General features: G+C 45.5%; 26 protein-coding genes. 15 read left to right on the top strand and 11 right to left on the bottom strand.

Features of this window, described 5'->3' with window-relative positions; translation table 11 throughout:
• Positions 1-270: 270 nt before the first annotated feature.
• Positions 271-738, bottom strand: coding sequence for a transcriptional regulator (locus ATG66_RS05870; RefSeq protein ID WP_098414410.1), 468 nt, complete (start codon positions 736-738; stop codon positions 271-273).
• Between the two features lie 561 nt (positions 739-1299).
• Here ATG66_RS05870 and ATG66_RS05860 point away from each other — a divergent pair.
• The 3 genes from ATG66_RS05860 (at position 1300) to ATG66_RS05850 (ending at position 2856) form a co-directional block, all read left to right on the top strand.
• The gene (locus ATG66_RS05860; protein WP_098414408.1) at positions 1300-1497 is read left to right on the top strand and encodes a PA3496 family putative envelope integrity protein; all 198 of its coding nucleotides are present in this window, start codon (positions 1300-1302) and stop codon (positions 1495-1497) included.
• Positions 1498-1787: 290 nt separating this feature from the next.
• Positions 1788-1997 (top strand): DUF3283 family protein, encoded by a 210-nt coding sequence (locus tag ATG66_RS05855; protein WP_098414407.1) that lies wholly within the window; start codon positions 1788-1790, stop codon positions 1995-1997.
• A gap of 142 nt (positions 1998-2139) precedes the next feature.
• Entirely contained in the window at positions 2140-2856 is a 717-nt protein-coding gene (locus ATG66_RS05850) for a YebC/PmpR family DNA-binding transcriptional regulator (protein ID WP_098414406.1), read from the top strand.
• Between the two features lie 186 nt (positions 2857-3042).
• Here the strand turns inward: ATG66_RS05850 and ATG66_RS05845 are convergent, their stop codons facing one another.
• Genes ATG66_RS05845 through ATG66_RS05835 form a run of 3 tightly spaced genes read right to left on the bottom strand, consistent with a single transcriptional unit; the run spans position 3043 to position 5098 of the window.
• Positions 3043-3873: a hypothetical protein gene (locus ATG66_RS05845; protein WP_179885599.1), complete on the bottom strand. Its 831-nt coding sequence runs from the start codon at positions 3871-3873 to the stop codon at positions 3043-3045.
• Entirely contained in the window at positions 3873-4730 is an 858-nt protein-coding gene (locus tag ATG66_RS05840; RefSeq protein ID WP_098414405.1) for an ABC transporter ATP-binding protein, read from the bottom strand. The genes ATG66_RS05845 and ATG66_RS05840 overlap by 1 nt, the downstream gene beginning before the upstream one ends.
• Complete coding sequence (locus ATG66_RS05835; RefSeq protein WP_098414404.1) at positions 4727-5098, bottom strand: GntR family transcriptional regulator; 372 nt, start codon at positions 5096-5098, stop codon at positions 4727-4729. The genes ATG66_RS05840 and ATG66_RS05835 overlap by 4 nt, the downstream gene beginning before the upstream one ends.
• A 137-nt stretch (positions 5099-5235) precedes the next feature.
• On the opposite strand from ATG66_RS05835, the gene ATG66_RS05830 reads away from it, so the two are divergent.
• Positions 5236-6102, top strand: coding sequence for a glycerol kinase (locus ATG66_RS05830; protein WP_098414403.1), 867 nt, complete (start codon positions 5236-5238; stop codon positions 6100-6102).
• Positions 6103-6203: 101 nt separating this feature from the next.
• Here ATG66_RS05830 and nagB read toward each other — a convergent pair whose 3' ends face one another.
• Entirely contained in the window at positions 6204-7004 is an 801-nt protein-coding gene (gene nagB, locus ATG66_RS05825; RefSeq protein ID WP_098414402.1) for a glucosamine-6-phosphate deaminase, read from the bottom strand.
• 381 nt (positions 7005-7385) lie between these two features.
• On the opposite strand from nagB, the gene ATG66_RS05820 reads away from it, so the two are divergent.
• On the top strand, positions 7386-7637 hold the full coding sequence (locus tag ATG66_RS05820) for a DUF3081 domain-containing protein (protein ID WP_098414533.1): 252 nt from the start codon (positions 7386-7388) through the stop codon (positions 7635-7637).
• A 136-nt stretch (positions 7638-7773) separates the two neighbouring features.
• Here the strand turns inward: ATG66_RS05820 and ATG66_RS05815 are convergent, their stop codons facing one another.
• A complete protein-coding gene (locus tag ATG66_RS05815) occupies positions 7774-8127 on the bottom strand; it encodes a DUF413 domain-containing protein (protein WP_098414401.1) in 354 nt (117 codons plus the stop codon).
• A 148-nt stretch (positions 8128-8275) separates the two neighbouring features.
• Here ATG66_RS05815 and ATG66_RS05810 point away from each other — a divergent pair, with 148 nt between their 5' ends.
• Positions 8276-9169: a LysR family transcriptional regulator gene (locus tag ATG66_RS05810; RefSeq protein ID WP_098414400.1), complete on the top strand. Its 894-nt coding sequence runs from the start codon at positions 8276-8278 to the stop codon at positions 9167-9169.
• Between the two features lie 498 nt (positions 9170-9667).
• Here the strand turns inward: ATG66_RS05810 and ATG66_RS05805 are convergent, their stop codons facing one another.
• The gene (locus ATG66_RS05805) at positions 9668-9871 is read right to left on the bottom strand and encodes a hypothetical protein (protein ID WP_098414399.1); all 204 of its coding nucleotides are present in this window, start codon (positions 9869-9871) and stop codon (positions 9668-9670) included.
• Between the two features lie 241 nt (positions 9872-10112).
• Between ATG66_RS05805 and ATG66_RS05800 the strand changes: the two genes are divergently transcribed.
• A complete protein-coding gene (locus ATG66_RS05800) occupies positions 10113-11480 on the top strand; it encodes a DNA-3-methyladenine glycosylase 2 family protein (RefSeq protein WP_098414398.1) in 1368 nt (455 codons plus the stop codon).
• A complete protein-coding gene (locus ATG66_RS05795; RefSeq protein ID WP_098414397.1) occupies positions 11477-11959 on the top strand; it encodes a methylated-DNA--[protein]-cysteine S-methyltransferase in 483 nt (160 codons plus the stop codon). Before ATG66_RS05800 ends, ATG66_RS05795 begins: the two co-directional genes overlap by 4 nt.
• Before the next feature lie 96 nt (positions 11960-12055).
• Here the strand turns inward: ATG66_RS05795 and nhaD are convergent, their stop codons facing one another.
• Positions 12056-13483 carry a sodium:proton antiporter NhaD gene (gene nhaD, locus ATG66_RS05790; protein ID WP_098414396.1) on the bottom strand — a complete coding sequence of 476 codons (1428 nt, stop codon included), beginning with the start codon at positions 13481-13483 and terminating at the stop codon, positions 12056-12058.
• 416 nt (positions 13484-13899) lie between these two features.
• Positions 13900-14925, bottom strand: a complete 1026-nt coding sequence (locus ATG66_RS05785; RefSeq protein WP_098414395.1) for an acyltransferase — start codon at positions 14923-14925, stop codon at positions 13900-13902.
• Between the two features lie 250 nt (positions 14926-15175).
• Here ATG66_RS05785 and ATG66_RS05780 point away from each other — a divergent pair, with 250 nt between their 5' ends.
• Both ATG66_RS05780 and ATG66_RS05775 read left to right on the top strand, forming a co-directional pair.
• Positions 15176-15766, top strand: coding sequence for a TetR/AcrR family transcriptional regulator (locus ATG66_RS05780; protein ID WP_098414394.1), 591 nt, complete (start codon positions 15176-15178; stop codon positions 15764-15766).
• A 105-nt stretch (positions 15767-15871) separates the two neighbouring features.
• Complete coding sequence (locus tag ATG66_RS05775; protein ID WP_098414393.1) at positions 15872-16729, top strand: alpha/beta hydrolase; 858 nt, start codon at positions 15872-15874, stop codon at positions 16727-16729.
• Between the two features lie 90 nt (positions 16730-16819).
• Here the strand turns inward: ATG66_RS05775 and ATG66_RS05770 are convergent, their stop codons facing one another.
• Together ATG66_RS05770 and ATG66_RS05765 are read right to left on the bottom strand one after the other, a co-directional pair.
• Positions 16820-19369, bottom strand: a complete 2550-nt coding sequence (locus tag ATG66_RS05770; protein ID WP_098414392.1) for a glycosyl hydrolase family 18 protein — start codon at positions 19367-19369, stop codon at positions 16820-16822.
• Positions 19370-19876: 507 nt separating this feature from the next.
• Complete coding sequence (locus ATG66_RS05765; RefSeq protein WP_098414391.1) at positions 19877-20380, bottom strand: DUF2850 domain-containing protein; 504 nt, start codon at positions 20378-20380, stop codon at positions 19877-19879.
• A 363-nt stretch (positions 20381-20743) separates the two neighbouring features.
• Between ATG66_RS05765 and ATG66_RS05760 the strand changes: the two genes are divergently transcribed.
• The 5 genes from ATG66_RS05760 to ATG66_RS05740 all read left to right on the top strand — a co-directional run bounded on the left by ATG66_RS05760 (position 20744) and on the right by ATG66_RS05740 (position 25580).
• On the top strand, positions 20744-21025 hold the full coding sequence (locus ATG66_RS05760; RefSeq protein ID WP_098414390.1) for a hypothetical protein: 282 nt from the start codon (positions 20744-20746) through the stop codon (positions 21023-21025).
• A 354-nt stretch (positions 21026-21379) separates the two neighbouring features.
• On the top strand, positions 21380-22381 hold the full coding sequence (locus ATG66_RS05755; protein ID WP_098414389.1) for a LacI family DNA-binding transcriptional regulator: 1002 nt from the start codon (positions 21380-21382) through the stop codon (positions 22379-22381).
• Between the two features lie 14 nt (positions 22382-22395).
• The gene (locus ATG66_RS05750) at positions 22396-23643 is read left to right on the top strand and encodes an extracellular solute-binding protein (protein ID WP_098414532.1); all 1248 of its coding nucleotides are present in this window, start codon (positions 22396-22398) and stop codon (positions 23641-23643) included.
• Between the two features lie 61 nt (positions 23644-23704).
• Positions 23705-24694, top strand: a complete 990-nt coding sequence (locus ATG66_RS05745; RefSeq protein WP_098414388.1) for a carbohydrate ABC transporter permease — start codon at positions 23705-23707, stop codon at positions 24692-24694.
• A gap of 1 nt (position 24695) precedes the next feature.
• Positions 24696-25580 carry a carbohydrate ABC transporter permease gene (locus ATG66_RS05740; protein ID WP_098414387.1) on the top strand — a complete coding sequence of 295 codons (885 nt, stop codon included), beginning with the start codon at positions 24696-24698 and terminating at the stop codon, positions 25578-25580.
• The last annotated feature ends 14 nt before the right edge of the window (positions 25581-25594 follow it).

Here is a 25594-nt window from a genome sequence, read left to right as displayed (position 1 = left end):
ATTTTTCAAGCAATAAACCTGATCAATGGATTTGAAATGAGACCATGTTTTTGATGATGAAAAACAAACCTAACGCTAACAACGTGCTGACATTGATGGTCGGGGCGAGAGCTAATATTTATCCCGAATAGACAACCTTTTGTCCTTTCTTATGATTAATAGATTGGCTCATATTGTTACATTCATTCTGAATAGATTTCGCGAGTTTCTCCTCAGGAAACTCGCATTTTTTTATCTAAATTTCACTATCACGATGATCATCTTGCCGAGTTAATGACATAACCCTTGATCATGCTTCCTTGTTTCATTCCAGTTTAATGCCCGCATTAAAGCGACGTGTGCTTCGATCAAGCTATTTGCTTGCTGTTGCCATACCTTCTGATCGCTCTGTTGATTACAAAATTCCAATCCTAAAACGGTGAGGTGTTGTAATCGTTTCAAGCACCAGTCTTTAATGACGATATCGGTGGTGACCTGACATGCGGTTTGCTCTAACTTAGCGCTCGTGTAAAGAAGGCTTTGATAGGCTTTTTGCTTATTTTGGTATCTTGTGTGTTGAAACACTCGCAAGCAGCCATCCAACCAACATGCAATTGCTTTACTTTGCGGCTCTGTCAGTTCCGGACCAAATACACTATCTGGCACCTGATACAAGATCGCTTCCAGTTCGTCGATTTGATCATGGTTCTGATTTTCATACCACATCGAGATCAGATCTTGCCAGTGACTCAATTCCATAACGCTGCCTCAGTCGGTTGCTTTACCAAGTCATTTGATCCAACGTGATCGAATTTGTCGAAGATAGTGTTGCTACGGGTTCGTATCGCATTGGTGCCTGTTGAATAGTTTGGCTCACTTTTAACGAAGTTACCAAAACAAGGTGTTAACGTCTGAGATCCATAATGCTATGCATATGAGTGGTGGATTTCGCCGTAAGCGAGTACTGCTGACCAAAACAATAGATAATCGTTATCATGATTAAATGTGACGGATGTCAGAAAGGTAGAATCGCGAATAAGGGCAGTATTTATTCGCAAACAGAAGGGAATAAAAGGGCACTAACGTTGTATTTGAAAGAGAGAAAAGCAGTAAAAATTGAGCTGGATCATCTGTGTTTTTGGCGGAGGAATTACTCGAATCTAATCGTAAACATTCCCTTTGGCAAAGCTTAAATGATGGATCTATTAAAGAGTTGATGAAAGGGCGGGAAGAGTCACATTTCCCTACAGTTTTTCTTACCACCTTCCCTTGGGTTTGCTATAGATTACGCATCGAAAACATGGTTTATTCGGAGGAAATATGTCCATTAATTCTATCGACCATGATGAGATGACCAACATTGCTCACAAATGGGAATTACCTGAAGAAGAAAGCGTTGTGAAGCCTGAGAAAACAGTAAAATCAGCACAAGCCAGAAGACGCATTGAAGCGCTACGTGAAATCCGTGAAAGCGGGTTGAGCATAGAAGAAGCAAGGGAGCTTGGCTTGATTCACTAATTTTTCATTTAGGTACACCAGTTCATAGGGTAGTCAACAGACTGCCCTTTTTATTTCCAACCACTCTATCTCTTCAAGCTACAGGTATGAATGAGTTTGTAGCGAAGCCAGTCAAGAAAGGTCGCTTACAGTAAATATTCAAGTAATAGTGCTTAGCAAAAAGATTGGTATCAGTTCTGGGGCCAAATCGTTAACTTGAAATTGATCAAGTTGAGTGCGTTTCTATTCTGCAATTGCGACTCGGTATGCTATAGTGCGCGGCTAGTATTTTAAGTACCTTGAGGCTGTGAATGTCGTTTAATCTATCCCTGTTGCCGCCTGATGAAAAAAACCAAATCGAACTGGATAAACAAGCGTCGTTTTTGGTTTGGAAACTCAGAGAGGCCAAATCTGGTCCAGAAGTTATCGCAGAGCAGTTATCCAAGATGCACGATGCTGATGAAAAAGCTTTTTTCCAGCAATCGGTCGAAAAGTACAAACGAGTAATGGGTGTCGCGTAATACGAATCGCGTCATTGGTATAATCCAGTGTGGCGAATGAGGTCATCTCCCCATTCCTTTGCTGAGCGAAAATTGAAAAGGTTTCGCTTTTTGCTAAAATTCCTCGCATTGAATTTGAATTAGAATTTAGAGAGACATCCCAATGGGAAGAAGTTTTGAAGTGCGCAAAGCCTCTATGGCGAAAACTGCAGGCGCGAAAATTAAGGTTTATTCCAAATACGGTAAAGAAATTTACATGTGCGCGAAAAACGGCGGTAGTGACCCAGACATGAACTTGTCTCTTCGCCACTTGATCGCGAAAGCGAAAAAAGATCAGGTACCAGCACACGTTATCGATAAAGCACTAGACAAAGCAAGCGGCGGTGGTGGTGAAGAGTATCAACCAGCACGCTATGAAGGCTTCGGCCCTGGTGGTGTCAGTGTTATCGTTGACTGCCTAACAGATAATGGCAACCGTACTTTCCAAGATGTACGCCAGTGTTTTGTTAAAGTCGGTGCTAAAATCGGTGTTGAAGGTTCTGTCTCTCACATGTTTGATCACCAGGCGGTATTCCAGTTCAAAGGTGATGATGATGAAATCATTTTAGAAACACTAATGATGGAAGATGTCGACGTTACTGACGTTGAGCTAGAAGATGGCGTGATCACAGTATTTGCTCCTCACACCGAGTTTTTCAAGACAAAAACGGCTTTGAATACGGCATTTCCAGATCTCACTCTTGATGTGGAAGAAATTACTTTCGTTCCTCAAACTCACACACCAGTAACGGGTGAAGATACCGAGAAATTCCAAAAGTTCTTAGATCTTCTAGATGACTGCGATGACGTTCAACAGGTATACCACAACGCAGAATTATAATTTCTCGCTGTTGACGTTATAAAAAGGCTTCCCAAGGGAAGCCTTTTTTGATCGCAGCAATTTGAGTGGTTGTTTACACTATCATGGTGGCATAGGCCGTTTAACTAATCGTGAACTCACGACCCTCAACGTCTGTCTGCGCCGCACTTTACGTCACAAGTGTCAACGCGCCATCTTGAGATCAACTTATTGAATCGTTCGACTGAATTTAAGGCTTGCAGTCCAACCGAGAACACCAATGAATGCATATCCCCCAACATTCAGCCAACCAGCGTCAGGAATGGCACTCAATGGATTTGGTGAGATAACGGCGTGTAAAGGGAGATAGAGTACAGCTTTGAAGAACTGGTCAATCCCGTAATATCCAAATAGTGCGATTGGCATCCAACGGAGCGCGTAAATGGCAATAAACAGAATCACTAATGGAGAACTTACTTTCTGTGACATCGCCATGGCAGTTAAAGCCAGCGGCAATAGTAGAAAACCTGTCACGACCATTCTTGCTAAGAACTCACTCCAATGCAGCAACACGTAACTTAAAGAAGTTTGGCGGTACAATAACGTCAGTTGGTGGTCGGTCGAGATATCCAACAACCACAACATAAGGTCCGCAGCCAATACCAAGGCAGAGCAGACGAGTGGGATCACCAACAGGCCAAATCCTAATTTGACCAAGTGGGTTTTAACATCACTGACAGGCATACTCCGCCAGAACATAATACTGCCTTCTCTGCGCTCCTTTCTCAGGGTTCTTGGGAAGTATTGAATGCCTAACAGCATAGACAACAGGCCAGCACTGCCCATAATCAATATACTGACGTTGTCGCTGAGGTCTTTGTGAATATCACCGACATCCCCACTAACGCTCATTTGGAACAACATATTATGCTGCAGGTCAGCATTACTCATTAAGCTGATAAACAGTATGAGCCCACATGCAAACACAAACAAAGGAATGCGTAAAACGAGAGGGTTTTCTAACCATTCTTTGCGCAACATCGCTACCACTGTACGCATTATACTGTCTCCTTCTGCAATGCTAAAAATAGGTCGGCTAGTTTCACGCCATGGATATCGCCGAGAGGCTCTGCTTGCTGAGCGTATTCGGAGGAGAGTAACCATTTTGTGGTGCCTAATCCTTTTTGAGAGGAGAGCGGCTGCATGGTTTCAATTTTCAAGCGATGCCTATCACTGGCATCAAGAATGAAATAGTCTTCATGAATGGTATCCATTGAGGTCTGCAACACCGAGCGACCATGCTTAAGAATCAGCACATCCGTCAGTAGGTGTTCAATCTCAGACACTTCATGACTGGCGATGATCAGCACACGCTCGCCATCGTGGAACCATTCCAATAAGTGACGATAAAAAGTATCGCGATAGACCAAATCCAATCCGAGGGTGGGTTCATCCAAGATCAGGATTTGCGTGTTGGTCGCGATAACAATGGCGAGATGCAATTGAACTTTCATCCCTTTTGATAGGGACTTGATGCGCGCACGGGCGTTGATGTCGGTTTGACGAAGTAAAGCATCGGCGTTGTTACGGTTAAACTCTGGATGGACCCCTTCGGTATAGTTAAGAAGTTGTGCTACCGTCATCCAATCGGGCAGAACGTTGACATCAGAGATGTATGACAAACTCTGCATGATTTTATCGCGCTGCATGATAGGCTCAAACCCGTTGATACGGATCGTGCCTTTATATTCGTGTGCGCCGAGTAGGGCGTTAATCAGCGTCGATTTACCCGCACCATTGTGGCCGAGCAAACCAAGCACTTGACCTGCATGTAGGTCAAAACTGACTTCGTGTAGTGCTTCTCCTTGTTGACGATATTGTTTGGAGACTTGTTTTACACTGACTAATACGCTCATTGGTCACCTTTCATATGTGGTTTGAGTTGCTGGATGAATTCGTCGAGCGACATGTCCAGACGTTGTAATGTGTCGGCGATCTGCGGCAGTTGTTGCTTAAGAAAACGCATTTTCTCGTCGGCGAGCAGTTTTAGTTTGGCACCTTGAGCGACAAACATACCTTGACCACGTTTTTTTTCTACCAACCCCTCGTCAACCAATAACTGATATCCTTTCATAACGGTCAGGTGGTTGATTTTCATATCAGCAGAGAGACTACGCACAGAGGGCAGAGCGTCGCCATCGTGCCAGATACCTTGTAGTATTTGCTGGGTGATCTGGTCAGCCAACTGACGAAAAATCGGTTGGCGATCATGCCAATTGGTCATAAGCTTATCTCGTGACTGAAGTGGTGTTATATATATGTATAACACCACAAAGGTTACAAGGACAGTATTAATTAGGGAATTAGGGAATTAGGGAAGGAGCCGCGTATTGATTTCTACAACAGCAGGAGGCATAGAGTGTGTCTGAAAAAATATCGACATCGGCATTAGCGAAAGCCCGCAAGATGGAAGCCAAGCTGTTGTTTGCCGATCTTAAGCGTGCAGGCTACATCACTCGCCAAGAAGACAAATGGATACTGACCGAAGAAGGCGCAAAGTTTGGCGGCGAGTATGTGGACCATTCAAAATTTGGTCAATTTATTGTGTGGCCGACCAATCTGCATATTGAGCTGACTTCGAGTTCAGGGAAAACATTGAGCGCAACTCAGCTTGGTGACAAACTTAAACTGAATGCAAAAAGAGTGAATCAACTGCTCAGTGAACTAGGTTGGATTGCCAAGTCGGAAGAAGGTTGGAAGGCCACTGAAGCAGGCGTCCGCGCCGGAGGGCAACAGAGAGTTGATAAAGAAATGCAGAATACTTTTGTGGTTTGGCATGATGTAGTTTTACGCAACAAGCGTTTGAAGCAATCGGTTGTGGAGTTTTTAGGCCAAGATGCGGAATCTCACTCAACCGATAAATCGTATGCTAGTTTTCGTCAAAAGTTTGAAGCCAAACATCGTACTTTGGACGGGCATTACGTGCGTTCCAAAGGGGAGCTCTTGATCGATAACTGGCTCTATTTGGCTGGTGTGGTGCACGCTTATGAACGTCAGCTACCTATCGAGCAAGATGTGACGAGTGATTTCTATCTACCAGGCGGTAAAGTCTATTTGCAATTTTGGGGAAGTGATACTGGACCAATAGCGCCAGCCGAGCGTGAATCGATTCGCGCTGTGTATGCGCAGCACAACTTCAACTTGATAGAAGTAGAACCGAGTGAGCTAGATAAGTTGGATGAGCTACTACCCAAACGCTTGCGCCAGTTTGAGATTCAAGTTTATTAAACGGAATTTTCAGCCCAGCGCCATGCAAAAAGCAATGAAAAAACCCGTGATGAATCACGGGTTTTGTGTTTCAGCGTGTATCTTGGTTGTCACCCAAAGGATTAGAAACCTTTAATGTTTTCCGCTTCTAGCTCAGAGAAATATTTCACGGTTTTCACTTTGAGCTCTTGTTGAGCTTGCTCGTCACAAACGATAACAGCCTTAGGGTGAAGTTGAAGAGCAGATACGGTCCAAAGGTGGTTCACACAGCCTTCTACTGCCGCTTCAAGCGCCTGAGCTTTGTTATGGCCGGTTACTAGAATCATGACTTCTTCTGCGTCTAGCAATGTACCCACACCGATAGTTAGTGCGTATTTAGGTACTTGATTGATATCGCCGTCGAAGAAACGAGAATTTGCAATACGAGTATCTTCTGTCAGTGTCTTGATGCGAGTACGAGAAGACAATGATGATGCAGGTTCGTTGAACGCAATGTGGCCGTCGTTACCGACACCACCCATGAACAAATTGATCTTGCCGTAAGACTTAATTTTGTCTTCGTAGCGTTTGCATTCTGTATCGTGGTCATCGGTGTTGCCATTCAGCAAATTGATGTTTTCTTCTTGAACGTCAATGTGATTGAAGAAGTTGCTGTACATAAATGAACGGTAGGACTCAGGGTGATCGGCAGGAATACCAATATATTCATCCATATTGAAAGTCACAACGTGTTTGAAGCTGATTTCGCCTGCTTGGTATAGCTCGATCAATGCTTTGTAAGTCGCTAGAGGAGTGCCACCAGTTGGTAGACCCAGAACGAATGGACGCTCAGCTGTAGGTTTAAAGTCGTTGATACGCTTAGTGATGTGCGCAGCCGCCCACTTACCTACTTGTGCTGCTCGAGTTAACGGGATAAGTCTCATTTTGTGCCCCTAGTCATTGGAATTTAAGATGTTCTGATGCATTAATTCGCATTATAAAATAAGTGGTTGGGAACTGCTATTGTTTTAGGTCAAAAATTTGTTTTTTCTTTAACCAGTGTGGTTTTTTTCAACACCGTCTGGCTAGATGTGCCTAGGCATTCAGCATTAGAGAGAGATTTGCCTTATGACTCTCACCATTTAATCGATAAAATTCATGGCCGAAATTAAGTCGGTAAAGTGCGCTAACGTCGGTTTTTAAAGATTCGACAGAATGGTAAGCGGCAGAAAGTTAAAATATTATGATCTCTATCAGAGGGGGATATGGCATACCGTGCATTCCTTAACCATAATTAAGGCGTGTGAATGGGTAGGGAAATCGCCATGAGAAATGAATTGGATGCGAGCAAAGTATTACAGGCTTACGAATGTGTGATGAACAACGGGACACCAACCGAGTTCGGTAAAATTTATGAAGGCGTTGAAGCGTTTTCAGATTACGATGGTTACAACGTTTTTTTGAGAGGGAACGGTGTTGAGCTTAAAGTTGGCTTCCACAATACTTACCACCTTGAGTACGACCAAGAGCACTTGAAAGAGAGTTTTTTGAAAAAGATTGCAACGCTTGCCAAGTAAGCCGCATCATACTGATTAAAAAGCCCATGGGGGAAAGCCCCCTAGGGCTTTAGGATAAGAATATAGGCCAATTACGACATTCACTCAGTACAAGAGAATGAGCGTTTGTCAAAGGTTGGCGGCTGGTTATCTGTTATTAATCGTCTTCAACCAAACTCTCTTCAATTAAGTCTTCCGTCGCTTCCGTTTTGCTGCGACCGTTTAGCGTGTAGAAGCGCTTGCGGCCACGAGCGAGGTTGGTGTACTTCAGCCAAGTACGCTCAAGTTTTGTTTTCGCTTTGCTCGGGTTTTTTAGCACCTTGACGAAGTGTTTCTCTTCGCTATTTTCTGGTGTTAATTCGCCAGACTCTAAGCCAAGTATCGTATCCCCGTAAATCGTTAGGATTTCCTCTTCTGAAAGAGTAAAATCGCCAGATTTTGCAAAGCCGCGTGGGAATTTTACGTTGTCGTAAAAACGTTTTTTGCCATGACGGAATTCAGTGTCAGACATGTCAACAGCCTCTGTAACCGTTATTGATGAAGGTAATGAACTACATCGAAAATTAGGCGCAAATCTAACAAAAGAAAAACAAAACATTTTTATCGTCATGATATTAATTAGTTGTTAATCTGGTTTTATATTAACCAGGAGATGGTTTATGGATGTAAAGGTCTTTCGAACATTTTTAGAGCTGGCAAGGGTTCGTCACTTCGGACGCGCTGCTGAGAACCTCTATATTACTCAAGCGGCGGTAAGCGCTCGCATTAAGCAACTGGAAAGTTATTTCGATACGCAATTGTTTATTCGTGATCGCAATAACATAAAGTTGACCTCAGCCGGTGAGCGTTTAACTAGCTATGCGGAGGTAATGGTCAACACCTTACAACAAGCCAAGCTAGAGTTGTCACTCGAGGACGGTAAAGCGTTGCAACTGACTTTAGGTGGCACACCGAATATTTGGGACGCTTACTTACAGAATGGTTTAAGTGTTGTGACCGACGCTTTTGGTGGGTATGGCTTTATGGCAGAGGTCATGGGCCGTGAAATGCTTAGTCGCAGCCTGTTAGAACGTACGTTGGACATGGCATTTGCCTTTGACCAAATTAAAGCAGACGAGCTGCATTGTAAAAAAGTCGCTGATGTTGTGCTGGTCTTGGTGTCGACCGAGAAAAATTCATTAGAGACAGTGTTTGAAAATAAATACGTCTATGTGGACTGGGGCACGCGCTTCTCCTCTGAGCACACTGAGCGACACCCGAAGATCCCAGCGCCGTACCTGCGTACTTCAACCGCTCGTATCGCGTTAGACTTTATTTTAGAGAAGGGCGGTGCAGCCTACTTACCCATATCACTGGTAGAGCCGTTTATTGCCAATGGGCAGCTCCACAAGGTGTCTGGTGTTGAGGATTGGTATCGACCTATTTATTTGATCTATCGTAAAGCTAGCTCGTCTGTAGACGCAATTAAGCAGGTGGAAGACATTGTCAAAGAGATCGACCCTCTCACGGCTTACAGTTTTCAGAAAATGGGATCGGCGATGGTAGACGAGTAGCATCGCACTCGACTTAGAGAAAATAAAAGCTGCCTTAGGGAAACCAAGGCGGCTTTTATTTTATTGAATTGAGAGTGACGGCAAATCGAATGGTGTCGCCGTGCCTTAACGTAATCTTTAAGAACTGTAGCATGCATTTGATGTAGTGATGTTCTGTAGTCGTGCTTCTATGATTCTGTCCTCTGACTCTTTTTAATGAGTGGGAAGCGTGCGCCCCCGTGCTGTTGAGAACAGTTTAGGCTGAGGTATTGTGATAAATAACGGGTGGAATTTGACAAGCTAGTTCAAAAAAATCGAACGTCGCTTTAATTGTTATTATTTTCAGTGATTTGATTTTTATTTTTTTGGGGATATTTAAGCTATCTTTAGGTTTATTTAATCATCTCTATCATTATTTTCGAAGGTCTTTGCGTTTTTATGTTAAAAAAAGAGCACAAGGGTATGTGCTCTGTTGCTTTCACTAGTATCAAGGGGGAGGAAAGGAGTGAAAGAGAATGATTAAAGGTTCATCAGACTTTCCAGTGACTCTTCTACACAGTTGTAGTGATAGGTTCGGATATTACGCCCATCTGTGGCATTAATTTGAATTTCTGAGATCTCGTTACCAGAGTCACGTTCAATAATTCCAATAGAGTGATCAACCGATCTACTAGTAATCACCTTTTGGTTTCTTAGTACAATTACGCAAGTGTGTAAGTCCATGCCAATTCCCTTTAGCCGACGTTGTTGTGATATTCAGAATATAACTTTAGTGTACAAAAGCACTAATGCCAATGAGTCTCAATATTGAGTTCCGAAAATGACTAATCATGAGCACTTTTGCATTCTATAATATATACCAAATAGACTTGGTTCTGCATCTTTAAGTCATTTGAGTAGAATTATTATATTAAACAGAACCAGTCAACACCCAATGCAACAAAGTATTCGCTAGGAAAGGATTATGTTCATTCATCCCCAAACATCGTTGACATCCGAGCAGTGCCATAAAGCACGAGTGTCACGGGATAGTCGTTTTGATGGGCGATTCTACGTTGCTGTAAAAACGACCGGCATTTTTTGTCGCCCGATCTGTCCTGCTAATTTGCCGAAAGAAGAAAACGTAGAGTATTTCACTGATAAAGCGCAAGCACTCAAAGCCGGTTACCGTCCTTGTTTGCGTTGTCGTCCTGATAGTGCCCCCGGTTCTTGGGCGTGGAAGGGGGTAGAGACGACTTTTCAACGTGCCATCTCGTTAATTGATCGCGGGGAGCTGCATCACCACTCGGTGTCTGAGTTGGCTGAGCGTGTTGGGATCTCGGATCGTTACTTACGTATGCTATTTGAACAGTACCTCGGCATGTCACCAAAACAGTATGCGCAATACCAACAATTAATGTTTGCTAAGCAGTTACTCCATTCGAGCGCAATGTCGGTTAGTGAGGTGGGCTTTGCCGCGGGTTTTAATAGTACACGCCGTTTTAACGATGCTTTCCAGAAATTGCTTAAGTTAACGCCCTCTCAAGTGAGAAGAAAAGAATGGGATGGTGTCAGTACCAACCGCATCGCATTGCCTTATCGGGGCGAGTTAAATTGGCAGTACATGTTGGACTTTTATCGTTTGAGAGCAATAGAAGGCATTGAACAGGTGTCGGGAGAGAGTTACCAGCGCACCGTTTATCTGGATAAGAGCCAAGCGTGGTTTAAGACGACAAAAGGAGCCGGACATTTAGAGCTAGAGTTTGAAATTGAAGATGTGACAAAGTTGCAACTGTTGGTGTCTGGTGTCCGGCGAATGTTCGACCTCGACGCAGATATTTGCACGGTAGAGCAGCATTTGGATTATGTCGCGCCGGGATTAGTTGCGAGCAGAGGCGTTCGTATTCCTGGTGTATGGAGCGCTTGGGAGGCGGGAGTGCGAGCGATTTTGGGACAGCAAGTGTCGGTCAAGGCCGCCATTGGTCAGCTCAACTTGCTGGTGGCAACGCTGAGTGAACATGAAGATACTCGCTATTTTCCAACACCCGATACCATCGCGAATGCTGACGTGAGCTTTTTGCGCATGCCGCAAAGCCGTAAAGAAACACTGATTCGCTTTGCTCGGTTTATGCAGTTCAATTCCGAAGCGGATCCGCAGCAATGGTCAGATCTAAAAGGCATTGGGCCTTGGACGGTCAGTTATGCTCAACTGCGCGGACAATCTCAGCCTGATTGTTTTTTAGATAAAGACTTAGTAGTAAAAAAGGCGATGCAGCGTTATCCATCATTGAATTCACATACCGCCGCCCCTTGGGGAAGCTACGCGACGTTTCACTTATGGAATCAATCATGAAGACCGTTTATACCAAAATGCCGAGCCTATTAGGTACGGTAACGATTCAGACCAACGCTGACGGCCTACTCGGTATTTGGTTTGAGACTTGCACGACCAAGCCAGATGAGTTGGGGGTACGAGATGATCAGCATCCGATTTTGCGCCAAACAGTGATTCAATTAAATGAGTACTTTTGTGGCTTACGTAACGAGTTCGACTTACCACTTGCGGCGACAGGCACCGATTTTCAGAACCAAGTTTGGCTCGCGTTGACCACCATTCCTTATGGTGAAACATGGAGTTACCAAGATCTTGCCAACGCGATTGGTAATCCAAAAGCGGTGCGTGCGGTGGGTTTAGCGAATGGTAAAAACCCGCTCTCGATAGTCGTGCCATGCCATCGCGTGATCGGCAAAAGTGGAAAACTCACCGGATATGCGGGCGGGCTCGAATGCAAGCAACGCTTGTTAGCGTTAGAGCAGGGCACTCCGCTTTAAAACCAAAGCCCCGAGATACGGAGCCTTTGGTTTTTCTTAACGCTGCTCGCTGTTAGGTTATTTGTTTGGATGACCAGCATTTAACGATGCTCGATATTAAGTAAATAGAACGCCGTTAATCCATAAGTGTACGGCAATACTGGCGGCGTAACCTAAAGCGATGACCGGCGCCCATTTTAAGTGGCCAAAGAAGGTGTATTGACCACGCGCGGCTCCCATTAGTGCCACGCCTGCCGCCGAACCTATTGACAGCAAACTGCCACCGACACCAGCGGTAAGTGTGACGAGTAGCCAGTTTCCCATCGACATGCTTGGCTCCATAGTCAGCACGGCAAACATGACAGGAATATTATCGACAATGGCAGAAAGTATCCCAACCACAACGTTTGCCCACACGGGATCCCATTCGGTGTACATAATGTTAGAAACCAACTCTAAGTAACCGAGTAAACTTAGCCCGCCGACACACATCACCACGCCATAGAAAAAGAGTAACGTGTCCCACTCGGCACGCGAAATACGATGGAAAACATCGAAGGGTACCACTGACCCGAGTCTCTTCAGTGCATGCTCGTCTCCATTGGCGATCGCCATCGCTGCCTTTTTCGCCAATGAGTTTCTGAGCGTTTGGCGCAAAAAATAACCGAAAAACTGCAAGTAAGCCAAACCCATCATCATGCCAACGACGGGTGGGAAGTGCAGTAATGCATGAAAAGAGACCGCCGTCGCGACCGTTAGAATGAATAGAGCGACGATACGCCTTGCGCCACGTTTGAGCTCCACATGCTGATGAATGGTGTTTGGTTTGGTGTTTGGTACAAACAGTGACATTACAAATGCAGGAATCAAGTAGTTCACTAAAGCCGGCACAAAGAGAGGGATAAATTCTGCAAAACTGACGTGTCCGGCCTGCCATACCATTAGGGTTGTGATATCACCGAAAGGGCTGAATGCCCCGCCAGCATTGGCAGCAATGACGATGTTGATGCAGGCGAGGTTGACGAACCTTGGGTTGTCACCAGAGACTTTCATTACCACAGCGCACATCAATAAGGCCGTGGTTAAGTTATCTGCAATGGGTGAAATAACAAAGGCGAGAAACCCAGTGAGCCAAAATAACTGCTTGAAGCCAAAGCCTTTTCCCACCATCCAAGCTTGAAGTGCATTAAAGAGTTTACGTTCTTCCATCGCATTGATGTACGTCATCGCGACTAAAAGAAACAGCAACAGTTCGGCGTATTCCAGTAAGTTGTGTTCTAGTGCGGTTTTGGCTATTTCAGGTTGGTTGTTATGCGCAAAGGTGTAGCCAATCAGAATCCAAATTAGCCCAGCCGCGAGTAATACTGGCTTGGACTTTCTCATTTTCAGATACTCTTCCAACATAACCAAGATATACGCGATAGAAAATATTATTAGCGCGGTGTAACCGACGGCAGAATTAACAAGATTCAGTTCACTAGTGGCGGCAAAGCTAGAGCTAGAAAATAGCAAGCAGCAGAAAGCCACTACTGGATAGATTGGCATAGACATTTCTCCCTTGTCTGGTTGGAGAAATATTAGCCATAAATTAGAGGGTTAGTTGTGAGAGAGTTCGAATTAACAGTAGGAGTTAGGAAAAACGCATCGCGCGCCACTACTTTCTGAGTGACGCAATGCTTGCTGCACCAAATAAAATGGCAGCAGCGTATAAACCGTAAGTTAACCAGTGACTAATTTCTAAAAAAGGAACGAGTCCTTGACCTGCCCACATACAGCCTCCGTTTAATGAGCAATGTTGTCATAGGCGAACCAATTTAAAGGAAATGAACAATGTTTTTTGTGAGTAATGGCAAATTATGAAGGATTAGAAAGTCAAAGTTTGGTCAGAGAGAAAACTTATCTTTACGAGCTTGCTCTCACCCAAAGGGATTAGAGCAAGCTATGTCGACAGCTGAATCTATTTAGCGCAATAGCATTTTTTTCAGTGGGGAGGCTTCAATCCCTTTTACTAAGAAGAGGGTTACTAAAATGGTCGCAGGATAAATAAACGCATCTTTGGCGAAGTCTTGTAATCCCATCAATCCAGCAATATTCATCATGATAATAACCACAAGCAGGTGACTGACATAAATCCCAAGCACGTTTGGGGATAACTTAAATACCCAAGGCATATTGCCAAAGTTTGGATGAGCCAGTAACCACATAAACACACCCAGTGCCCAAATTACGGTACCAAATAGGAAATCATGGGAATTGAAGGCCACATCGTGCTGCATCAACCAATATGCTTCGCCAAAATGCAGGGCCATACCAAGCAGTATGAGTCGAATGGTGTTATTCCTCGACCATTGCCATTGGTTGTCACGTGCTAGGTAACCGAATGCTACTAGCAAGGTGCTGAAAAAGGGACCATTTCGAGTAAAGAAAGGGGCTGGCAGGTCGGTAAGAGTGGAATAGCTGCCGGCAAATACGCCATAAACGTAGAGTAATACCGCGGTTGGAAGGAGCAGTTGAGCCATGTTAATACGTATCAACAATGTCACTAAGGCCACGGCAATCACCAATGCGGGAATAAACCATAAATGCACCAGACCGCCTTCGAAGATCGTGTTTATCGGGGTAGACATTAAGTATCCCCAATAGTTTTGCCGCTCCGCGAGGTAACCAGCTTCTGCCACCGTCTGCCATTGAAACGGCATGACTAAAGAGATAAGGCTCCAAATCACCCAAATCTTCATCAGTGGTTTGGCGTAGTTTTTAAAAGTTTCGACAGGGTCACGGCTCAATTTAGGTTGAATGAGGTAACCAGAAATGAGGAAGAAAAGTGGTACCGCAAAGCGGGCTAATTGATTGAGTATATAGCCGACCCAAGGTGTTTCATCCCATTGCCAATATGTGAGTGCCATTTGACAGTGTAACCCTATGATCGCGACTATTGCGATGATACGAGCAAACTCTAAGCTGGCTATTTTTTGTTTCTTTGCCATACGTGACTGACCTACTAAATAAAAACTCAAGCGAACGTAGCAGTTTGTTGCTGTCTTCATGTATGAAAAAATCAACAGTTCAGCATTTAAATAGGGGGAGTTTTTAAATTTAAGACTAACTTCAAACTTCTTAAGTACGAATCTATCCACGCACTAGATAAGAGATGGATGAGTAGAATGCGCATCAATTAATGGCTCGACCAGTTAATTTTATATTGCAAAAAGAACGATCGTGCTAAAAAATAGAATCATGCAAAAAGGAAAAGTAACGAAAGAGTTTATCCTACAGCGTGCTTTTGAGATCGCCAGCGAAGATGGGTTAGAAAGTCTTACTATTGGTGAATTAGCTAAACAGTGCGGGATGTCAAAGAGTGGTTTATTTGCTCACTTTAATTCCAAGCTGAATTTGCAGCTGTCGGTGCTCAAACACGCGAATACAGTGTTTACAGCTCGAGTTATTGAACCGGCTCGAGAATTAGGCGATGCCAACATCGAGTGTAAAATTCGAGGGTTGTTGGATTGTTGGATGACGTGGAATCACGCCTTTCAAGGCAGCTGCATGTTTCTTGATGCTTGGAATGACACCGCAGAGAAAGATTGTCCGCTTCAAGCAGGGCTGCGTAAATCGATCGACACTTGGTTGAGTTATTTAGAAATACAAATTGCTAAAGGTAGAGACACTCGAGAGTTTGTTGCCAGTTTAGATACACGTCAAGCAACGTTTGACTTGTATGGACTCTACTTAAGTGCGCATGTTTTTTACTCAATTAAAGGTGAGGAAGAGAGCTTGCGCTTATTTTGGCAAGGTATTGATAACCTGTTTGCTCTCTGGAAAGGCTGACACGTAAAACATAACTATGGAGAGCGACAACGTTCGCTCTTTCTTATCAGCATAAAAAGCACGACCGTTCTATTTTTTGCTGAAGCTGATAATTAAGGAAAGATCATGAGTGAGAAAATTTATTTTAATACCTCGCAGCGTTTTAGTTTCAAACGTAGCTTGGTTAATATCAGTACTCGTTTACACCACACGCTTGCTCCATCGCATGCAAAAAATACCGCCCGAAAACTCCTGCTGACGCCAGCACGCACCCAACCTAAAAATGCGGAACCACAAGGCCTTGTAAAGGGAGAAATCAACGGTCATGGCGGGGTTATTAAAACCTACGCTCTGGGCTCTGGCCCTGTTTGGGTTTTGACTCATGGCTGGTCTGGCACGGCAAGTCAGTTTTATCCGTTAATGGAGCATATTGCAGCAAAAGGTTTTACGGCGTTGGCGTACGACCATCCGGCCCATGGTGAGAGTGAAGGACGGTATGGGCATATCCCTGGCTTTGTTAGAGGCTTAGAGGATGTACTGGATTCGGTTGACGATATTATCGGCTTAGTTGGGCATAGCATGGGAACCGCTTCTGCGCTTGAATGTCGACATAGTAAGCTAGACGGCAAACCTTTATTACTGATTGCACCGGTCCTTAACTATGTTGAAAACTTATTCGGCAGTATCGCGCGTTCTGGTTATTCCATGAAGCTTTTTAACGCGGTGGTCTCCGAAGTCGAAGAACAGTTTGGCTACCCATTACAGTCTATTGACCCATTGAAGCGTCTTTCTAAACGAAAGTCTCCGACCATTATTGTGCATGATGAGCAAGATAAGTTCACTAAGCACAGTATTTCTGTTCAAGCCGCCAATGACATTGAAAATGTCGAACTGGTAACAACACAAGGACAAGGGCATGGTCGCGTAATGAAATGTGCACAAGTCTTGAGTAGCTTTGATCGCTTACTCGATCGCTCTTGGTAATCTCTTTGCTTCAGAGCACAAAAGCAAAGGGCAGCCGAAGCTGCCCTTTGTCGCTTAACCTTGCAGAATATCTGTAAGGTTGAGTGAGGTTTAGTTACAGTTAGCTAGGCCAACTTCTTTCCACACTCCCCATTTGCCAGACTTGCTTGGGTCGTCGCCCTTAGTCCACCATTTGGCTTCCCAAGTTTGACCTGCGTGAGTGACTTGGTTTCCACCTGTGTATACCGTACCTGCATCCCATGCGTTGTCACATGTGCCTGGGTTTGGGTCGGTGGAGTATTGTGCAACCACCACCGTCGCACTCGCAGTCGAAGAGGCTTTGCCATCGCTAACACTTACAGTGAAGCTTAGGCTGGTGTCTTGCGGGTATTCAGCCGCAGTAAAAGTGACTTTAGAACCTTGAACCGTTGCATTAAGACCTTGAGGCAGCGCCCAGTTGAACGTTAGCGCGTCGTTATCGGCATCGCTTGATGCTGATGCGTCGACGATCACGACATCGCCTGCGTTGGCCGTTGTTGGAGCGGTGACATTCGCGATTGGAGCGATGTTTTGTGGTGGTTCGACGACGTCAGTTGGCTGCACCGTTACTACGACGAGGTCAGATGCTGTTTCCCCTTCGTTGTCAGTGACTGTCAATTGGAAGGTAAGCTGCTCTTGTGTTGTGACTTCCGCAACGTCAAAGCTTGCTTGAGCAGTATCCACACCTGTAATAGCAACAGCAGGGCCAGAGACTTGTTCCCAAGCGTAACTTGCGATCGTCCCATCCGCGTCTTTGGATAAGCTGCCATCTAGAACCACGTTGGCAGGGCCCGTGACTGATTGGTCTGCGCCCGCGGCTGCCGTTGGTTTACGGTTTGGTTGAGGAACTACGCCACCAGCCATACCTTCATGCATTGCATTTAGAATATCGCCGTTGTCAGCATCAATTTCCCAAGAGAATAGCCCTGCCAGACCGAGAGATTTCGCGTAACTACCTTTCGCTAATATTGAGCGATGGTCATCAAACGTGATCAGCTCACCTGTTGAACGGTTCCATACCCATGGTGCTTCAGCTTGTGCATCGTAGCCATATTCAAAGCCGTTGATACCCGTATTGTTTGCTCCTAGCATGAATGACTTAATGCCTTTGTAGTCAATAACGCCATCTTCCCAAATCCCTTGAGCTGTGCTGCCTTTTAGTTTTCCTGTTGCAGTACCTGTCATTGGGTCATTTGGCGTGGTGAGTGTATCAGGAGTGACACCTTCCCAACCACGACCATACATCGCGGCACCAAGAACAAGCTTGTTCGCAGGAACACCTTGTGCAAGAAGAAGTTGGATCGCATTGTCTGCAGTGTAAGCAGGGCCTTTGTATGGTTCGCCATTTTCATCAACGCCGCTGCCGTCACACTGGCCAGGTGCCATGAACGAGCCACAATAAAGTGCGGCTTGATGGCCTGGTACGTTATTCCAACCGCCGTAGAAGTCGTAAGTCATCGCGAAGATGTAGTCCATATACTGAACCGCGTCTGCGTAATCGACGTCTTCAAGTTTATCGTAACCGATACCGATGGCTGAAGTTAGCTCGTAAGTACGACCAGTTTCTGCTTCTAACTCATCAAGCATTACGCGCAATTCACGCATCAATGCGATGTATGCCGGGCCATCGTTTACCGGGTCGCCTTTATCCGCAGCCGCACCGCCGCCACCAGGGTATTCCCAGTCGATATCCACGCCATCGTAGAACTTCCATGTTTTTAGAAACTTCTTAACTGACGCTACAAAAGTATCGCGTTTGGTTTTGTCAACGAAATCGTAGAATGGGTCAGATAATGTCCAGCCACCAATAGAAGGGATGATTTTTAGATCCGGGTTACGTTGTTTCAATGCCATCAGCATGGCATAGTTACCTTTGATAGGCGTGCTGTACTCATGACCAGCTTGAGGGAAACTCTTTTGGAATGCGGCCCAAGGGTCATGGATAACGACTTCATAATCAGGCACACCGTTACACGCTGTTTGCAGTGCATTGAAACTGTTACCACCCACAGACTTCACTGACTCATTTGGACCACAAACTGGGATAAAACCGTAAAGAATGTGAGTCAGGTTGTCGGCTGGCATATTATCGACAGTGTATTCACGACCATAGATGCCCCACTCAACAAAATAGGTGCCCATTACAACGCTCGGATCTGTGTTGTATGTTTTGTTGTTTGGATCAACGTTCATGGGTAATGGCTTCAAGTGAGAACCATCGGTATCGGCAATGGTGATTGCCGCCGGTGCACTTTTCGCACAACCAGTGGCATCACACGCTTCGATTTCCATTTGGTACAAGCCGCCTTGGCCGTATTCGAATGTTGCTGTGGTTTGGCTACCAGTGATCGGGCCTGTCGCTACTTTTGCGCCATCAAAATAGACGTTGTAAGTATCGCCAGAAGTACCGCTCCACTGGTTAAATTTAACGTTGATTTTGGCTTGATCATGATATTTCACCATGTCGTAGTAGCCAGATGTGGTTTCCATTGCGAGTTCAATTTTAGAAAATTGAAGGTTGTTGGAACCGTACATATCGATACTTGGTGCGGTTGGAGCCGCCACTGCAGCGCCAGATAGCGCTAAAGCAACACCGGCTGCACATAGATTAAATCGAATCATAACTTCTCTCTCAATCCTTGGATTTATGTTCTACCGCGAACATAGGCTGCTCTTGCACCAGACAATAAGATTAGATGTACTTCATGAGCAAAAGCATCACCCGTAGCATCCCAGAGAGTTTTTTTTCGTCAAAAAAAATAAAAACGCTTTTCGAGTCACCGGAGGTAAGTTCAATCAAACTCACACGCTGTTGCACGTAAAATGTCAGACTGAGTCAATAATTTATAAATTTTCGGCAGGAAGTGAATTTTTGTATACCGACTAGTGGGAGTATTAAATGCGATCAATATTCTATTTAATTGTTTATTAAGGTTTTATTTACAGGTCGGCCTGTCTTGGAGTTTAGGTGACAGGTAATGCCTACCAGTCAGTCCTTTGCCCCCCCTATGAGAATTTAGCCAAATAGTCTTGAGATATATGGGATGGAACGCGTTACTTGGTTAGGTGGCACAACCACACGCGAATTCTCCAGCTTGAGCGCGATAGGCTAATAAACGCGATAGGGTATTAATCGTCGTTGAAATGGTCACTCAGCGCTGCTCGGCGCTGAGAGGCGACGCCTGTTTCTGAGCCTTGAACCGTATGTTCAAACCCTTTGCGAATAAAGCGCTGATCAGGCACTAAGGGTGTAATACGACGGAGCTGTGGTGAAAGGTGGGAACCGGAAATTTGATAGGCGGTTTTACCCAGCCCTGTGTGTAGCGTGATGACTTTGCCATCAAATTCAAACTCTGTCGTGATAAGGCGGTGATTTCGATATACTCCGTCAGCAGAGAAGGTAAGGCGTTCAGTTTGATAAGGTGGAGCCCCAATTTCGATCCATTCCCCGTACACTTTTCCAGGATCGGAATAGTCCTGATAAGAGAGGTGGATTTGATAGCTGAGAAACGCCAACAGACTGCATCCAAATACGCTAAATGCGGTCTTAACGATCTTGAATTGGTGGCGAGCCCAAAATGAAAGTCGTGGTGCTTGGTGTTTTTTCCGCTTTCGGCGAGCTGAGTCAGTCATGTGTTGATTTCTCCTCCTTTTTTGTCATGGTGAAAACCTTCGAGGGTAAAAACAAATAATCCCGTCTTTGAGACATAGAAACTATGATCTAATGTCCATTTTTATCGCCGGAGGAATGCTTATTGATGGTTTTGTTTTTATCAAGTGCTCGGAGTCTTACAGAGTCGATCTTACATTGCAGTGGTAAACCTTTGTGTGCCGATAAGCAGATAAAAAAGCGGATGTTGGATAAGGAAACCAATAATGAATATTTTCCTTGAACCCGCGCACGAGATACAACGTCTGGCTCGGTATCTTTGCGCTATTTATGCGTAACTGTGTATATACTTAACATAAGTACACCCATCGACCAAGGAGGAAGGGATGGCAGTACAACGTAAGCATTCAGATCTCTCTCCTCGTTATGAGGCGGAAGATCTCACCAACGAGCAACGACGGCGTTTTACTAAAGTCGCAAACGCAGCCCATAAAAGGCGTGAGCTTTATAAACAAGCCTTAGCAAAAAGCTTTATGGGAAAAATCAAGGAGCGCGCGTTTAGACCGATCACCACTCAGCAGCAAGGCAAGCCTAGCCGTGCCCGTCAAGTAATCTGGCTGCTGGTCTTTTTAGTGTTGAGCTTATGGGCAATGCATGTGTTTGCTTAATCCGATCACCTTTAATGACGTCAACTGGGCCTGAATCGAGTAGCGTTATTCAGTCCACCTCGATATGGCAGAAAAGTACGTTTAGCGGGCAATTCGTTACGTTGAGTACAGGTCTAAAGATACGTTAACCTTTTTCTATATGTCTCACTGCATAAATGTTCATTCATGAAACAGTTTCATAAATGAAAGTAAAACTGTAAGTCCCCTCATTATTTATCTAAATACTCAATTAATCCTCAAGCTTATTGTGATTGCTCTCACGATAAACTCAGTCTAAAGACTGAATAATTTTAATTTATGAAAGCGGTTTCTAAAATGCTGAAACTCGTATTGTTCAGTCTGTGAAGGGTTTCTGTGACGACAATTAAAGATGTATCTGAATACGCTGGGGTGTCTCAGGCAACCGTATCACGAGTGATTAACGGTACGTGCAGTGTTAGCCACGACAAAAAGCTAAAAGTCGAAAAAGCCATTGAAGCACTCGGCTACCGTCCTAACTCGATTGCTCAGGCATTAGCATCAAGCCGCACTGGCAGTGTTGGCATCATCGTGCCCGAACTGGGTGGTCCCTTTTACTCCAACATTTTACATTGCATGGAGAAGCGCCTGCGCCTCATGGGTTACCACGTGGTGGTCACCGCAGGGTCTAATACAGAGCAGAGCCAGCGCGAATCGGTTGAGTTTCTACTTGATCGCCACGTAGATGCGATGATTCTGCATACGCAAAGTCTGTCAGACGACTACTTGATCGACCTTGATGACAAGGGCATTCTGGTGGTTTTGGTGAATCGCTATATTCCAGAAATGGCGCACAGCTGCATCGAGATCGATAACGAACTGGGTGGCCGCATGGCGACCGAACATTTGTTGCGAATGGGGCATCGCAACATTGCTTGTATCACTGGCCCTCTGGACAGGTCTGACGCGCGGGGGCGTTTACAAGGTTACCGCAAAGCGCTTGAAAATGCGGGAATTGAGTATCACGAAACGTTAGTGTCCGAGGCCGGTTTTACGGAAGAGTCAGGGGCCAGCGGGATGCGTAAGCTACTCAAGCGAGCATGCCATTTCACGGCTGTGTTTGCATGTAATGATCATATGGCATTTGGCGCTTATGAAGTTCTAAAGGCTGAGGGTATGCAAGTGCCGGAACAAATATCGTTAGTGGGTTTCGATGATATTTTGTTTGCACGTTATCTCACGCCAGCTTTAACCACCGTTAACTTTCCCATACAACAGATGAGCGCGGAGGCCGTTCAACTTGTTATTCAAGTGCTGAACAAAAACAAACGTGATGTGAACTTCAAGCTCATTCCTACCTTGATACCAAGAAGTTCGGTCTGCGCGATAAAACAATAATGAAGGGCAATAACATGAAACTGAAAACTTTGACGCTTGCCATGGCCGCTGCTTTGGGGGCCGTTGCAACGGTGAACGCTGCTGATGAAACCCATATCCGCTTCGATGGTTTTCCTGATTTCGACAGTAGTTTGAAAGTTCTACTACCAGACTTTGAGAAAGAAACCGATATTAACGTTGATTACCTGATGAACAATCACGGTGACCATCATACGAAACTCACGACAAACTTAGCAACGGGATCTGGTGCGGGTGATGTGATTGTTGTCGATGTCGAAAAAATTGGTCCATTCGTAGCATCAGGGGGGTTGGTAAACCTGTCTGAAACCTACGGCGCCGACCAGTATGCAGAAAACTTTGCGCCATACGCATGGGCGCAAGGAAAAAGCGCAGATGGCGATGTATACGGCATGCCAGTTGACCTCGGCCCTGGTGTAATGTACTACCGCACCGACATCTTTGAAAAAGCGGGCCTTGATATCAACGAAACGATCAAAGATTGGGATTCTTACATCGCAGCGGGTGAAAAACTGAAACAGCAAAATGTCCAGCTCATCGCGTCAGCGGCAGACGTCGCCCAAGCGATCATTTTGACGACAGTACCCGAAGGGGAAGGCCTGTACTTCGATAAAGATGGTAACTCGGTTGTGACGTCTGAGCGCTTTGTACACGCGTTTGAAGTCGCCAAAGAGATCCGTGATAAAGGCCTAGATGGCCCCATCTTAGGGTGGTCAAACGAATGGTACGAAGGCTTTCGTAATGGTACATTCGCGACTCAACTCTCTGGCGCATGGTTATTGGGGCACCTAAACAATTGGATTGCGCCAGAAACCGCAGGGAATTGGGGAGTGTCTAACCTTCCTGACGGCATCTACGGCAGTTGGGGTGGTGCGTTTCTTTCTATCCCAACTCAATCAAAGCATCAAGACGAAGCGTGGAAGCTGATCGAATACATGACAACGCGACGTGATATTCAGCTTAAACACTTTGAAACCATCGCCGCATTCCCTGCGAATACCACCACTTATGATGACCCGATGTTCGAAGAGAAGATGGAATTTCTCGGTGGGCAGCAAGCTCGTTTGCTGTTTGCTGACGTGGCGAAAAAGATTAAACCAGTCGCGCCAGCCAAAGGGGACCACGTGGCGCGTTCTATCATCCTAGAAAACGCACTGCTGGAAGTGCTAGATGAGGGTAAAGAGATTAAAACTGCGCTGAAAGAAGCCGATCGCATGATCAAACGTCGTACGCGTAAGTTGTGATTTTTGCCAATACTTAAGGCAGGAAGGGGCCGGTCTCCCTTCTGGGTAAGAGGTCGTTACTATGAGTCAGGCAGCGAGCAAGATGATGGAAACAGCACAGCGTGAACGCATTTTTTCTCGTCTAAATTTGAAAGCGCTTACACCGTTTGGGTTCCTATTGCCGTTTTTGATTATCTTTTCAGTATTTGGAATTTTTCCGTTGCTGTTTTCTATTTTTCTTTCTTTCCACGAGTGGAACCCGGTCGAGGGGGTGAGCGCGATGAATTACGTCGGGCTGGAGAACTACCACATTGCTCTGACCGACCCCTGGTTATGGCGCTCATTGGAAAACACTCTGTGGCTCGCAATCACATCCGGTGTCGCGCAGCACGTAGTCGCTTTGCCTGTGGCGTACGTCTTGGTGTCACTGGGTGACCGTTTCCGTCACTGGTTGACGTCGGCGTACTTCCTACCCTTCATTACTTCAACGGTGGCAGCTTCGCTTATCTTTTTCAACATGTACTCACCAAACTCAGGGATCATCAACCAAAGCTTGATGGCGTTGGCCGACAGTACGCTATTTGGGTGGGCATTCTCTTGGGTTAATGATTTTCAGCCTATCCGTTGGTTGGATGACGCCACTCTCGTGAAACCATCTATTGCCATGATGGTGTTCTGGAAATACACCGGTTTCAACATTGTGCTTTATACCACAGGGTTGATGACGATTCCGAAAGACATTCTAGAAGCGGCGCGCATGGACGGTGCCAATGCATGGTGCCGGTTCTGGCGTATTTCACTGCCAATGATTCGTCCATTCATCTTCTTCGCGGTCACGATGACCATCATCGGTAACTTGCAGTTGTTCGAAGAGCCATTCGTTCTTACACGCGGCACCGGCGGCACTGGTCAATCTGGTTTAACCATTTCTATGTATTTGTACAAGGTGGGTTGGGAATGGCTAGAAATGGGGACAGCGTCGGCGATTTCATGGCTGCTCTTTGCCTTGATTGCAGGCTGTACTGCGGTTCAATTTTTCTTCTTCGGTAAGAAAGGACTAGGGGAGCAATAAGGTGAGTACAAACCCGTTATCTGCCGCGCCGCGTTGGCGTCCTAGCGATCGCAGCATCGAGATTTTTACCAAAATACTGATGGTGATGCTTGGCTCCGTGCTGATTGTTTCTGCCATCATGACGGTGTTCCCGTTCATATGGTCAGCGTTGCTTTCTACTCGTGATCGCACTGAAATCTTCGGTACTGGCATCAGCTTTGCGATTGGTGACAGCCTAGCGGTGAACTACGCCAAATTATTGGAAATCATGCCTTTCTGGCAGGCGATGTTTAACTCGATTTATATCGCATTCCTTGGCACCACGATTTCACTGTTGTTTTGTAGCATGGGGGGCTACGCCTTCGCGGTCTACAAATTCAAAGGTAAAAACGTGCTGTTTGGCATGCTGGTTGGTTCGATGATGATTCCGCCAGTGTTGAGCTTGATCCCTTACTTCATGATCGTGAAGTTCCTCGGCTTGCTCGATAGCCACTTAGCGGTTTGGCTGCCGTTCACTACCACTCCATTTGGTATCTTCTTGATGCGTCAGCACGTTGTGGCATCGATTCCTAAAGAGCTGTTGGAAGCTGCGAAACTGGATGGCGCTGGCGAATTTCGTACATACTGGAGCGTAGTGCTGCCACTGATGAAGCCCGCGTTAGCAACGCTCGCCGTCGTGCAATTTGTTTTCTTCTGGAACATGTTCATGCAGCCGCTCGTCGTGTTAACGACACCAGAAAACTACGTGATTACTCAGGCACTGCGCAGTGTTCAAGGCATTCCCAATACGCCATGGGGCGCGGTAATGCTTGGGACGACGATCTCCATTCTGCCGTTAGTCATTGCTTACTTGTTTGCTTCGAAACAGATGATCAGCGGCCTAACTTCAGGTGCTGTAAAAGGTTAAGAGAAATTTAAGGT

Source organism: Vibrio sp. ES.051 (genome assembly GCF_002563795.1).
Lineage (GTDB): Bacteria > Pseudomonadota > Gammaproteobacteria > Enterobacterales > Vibrionaceae > Vibrio.
This window is presented reverse-complemented; position numbering and strand designations above follow the sequence as displayed.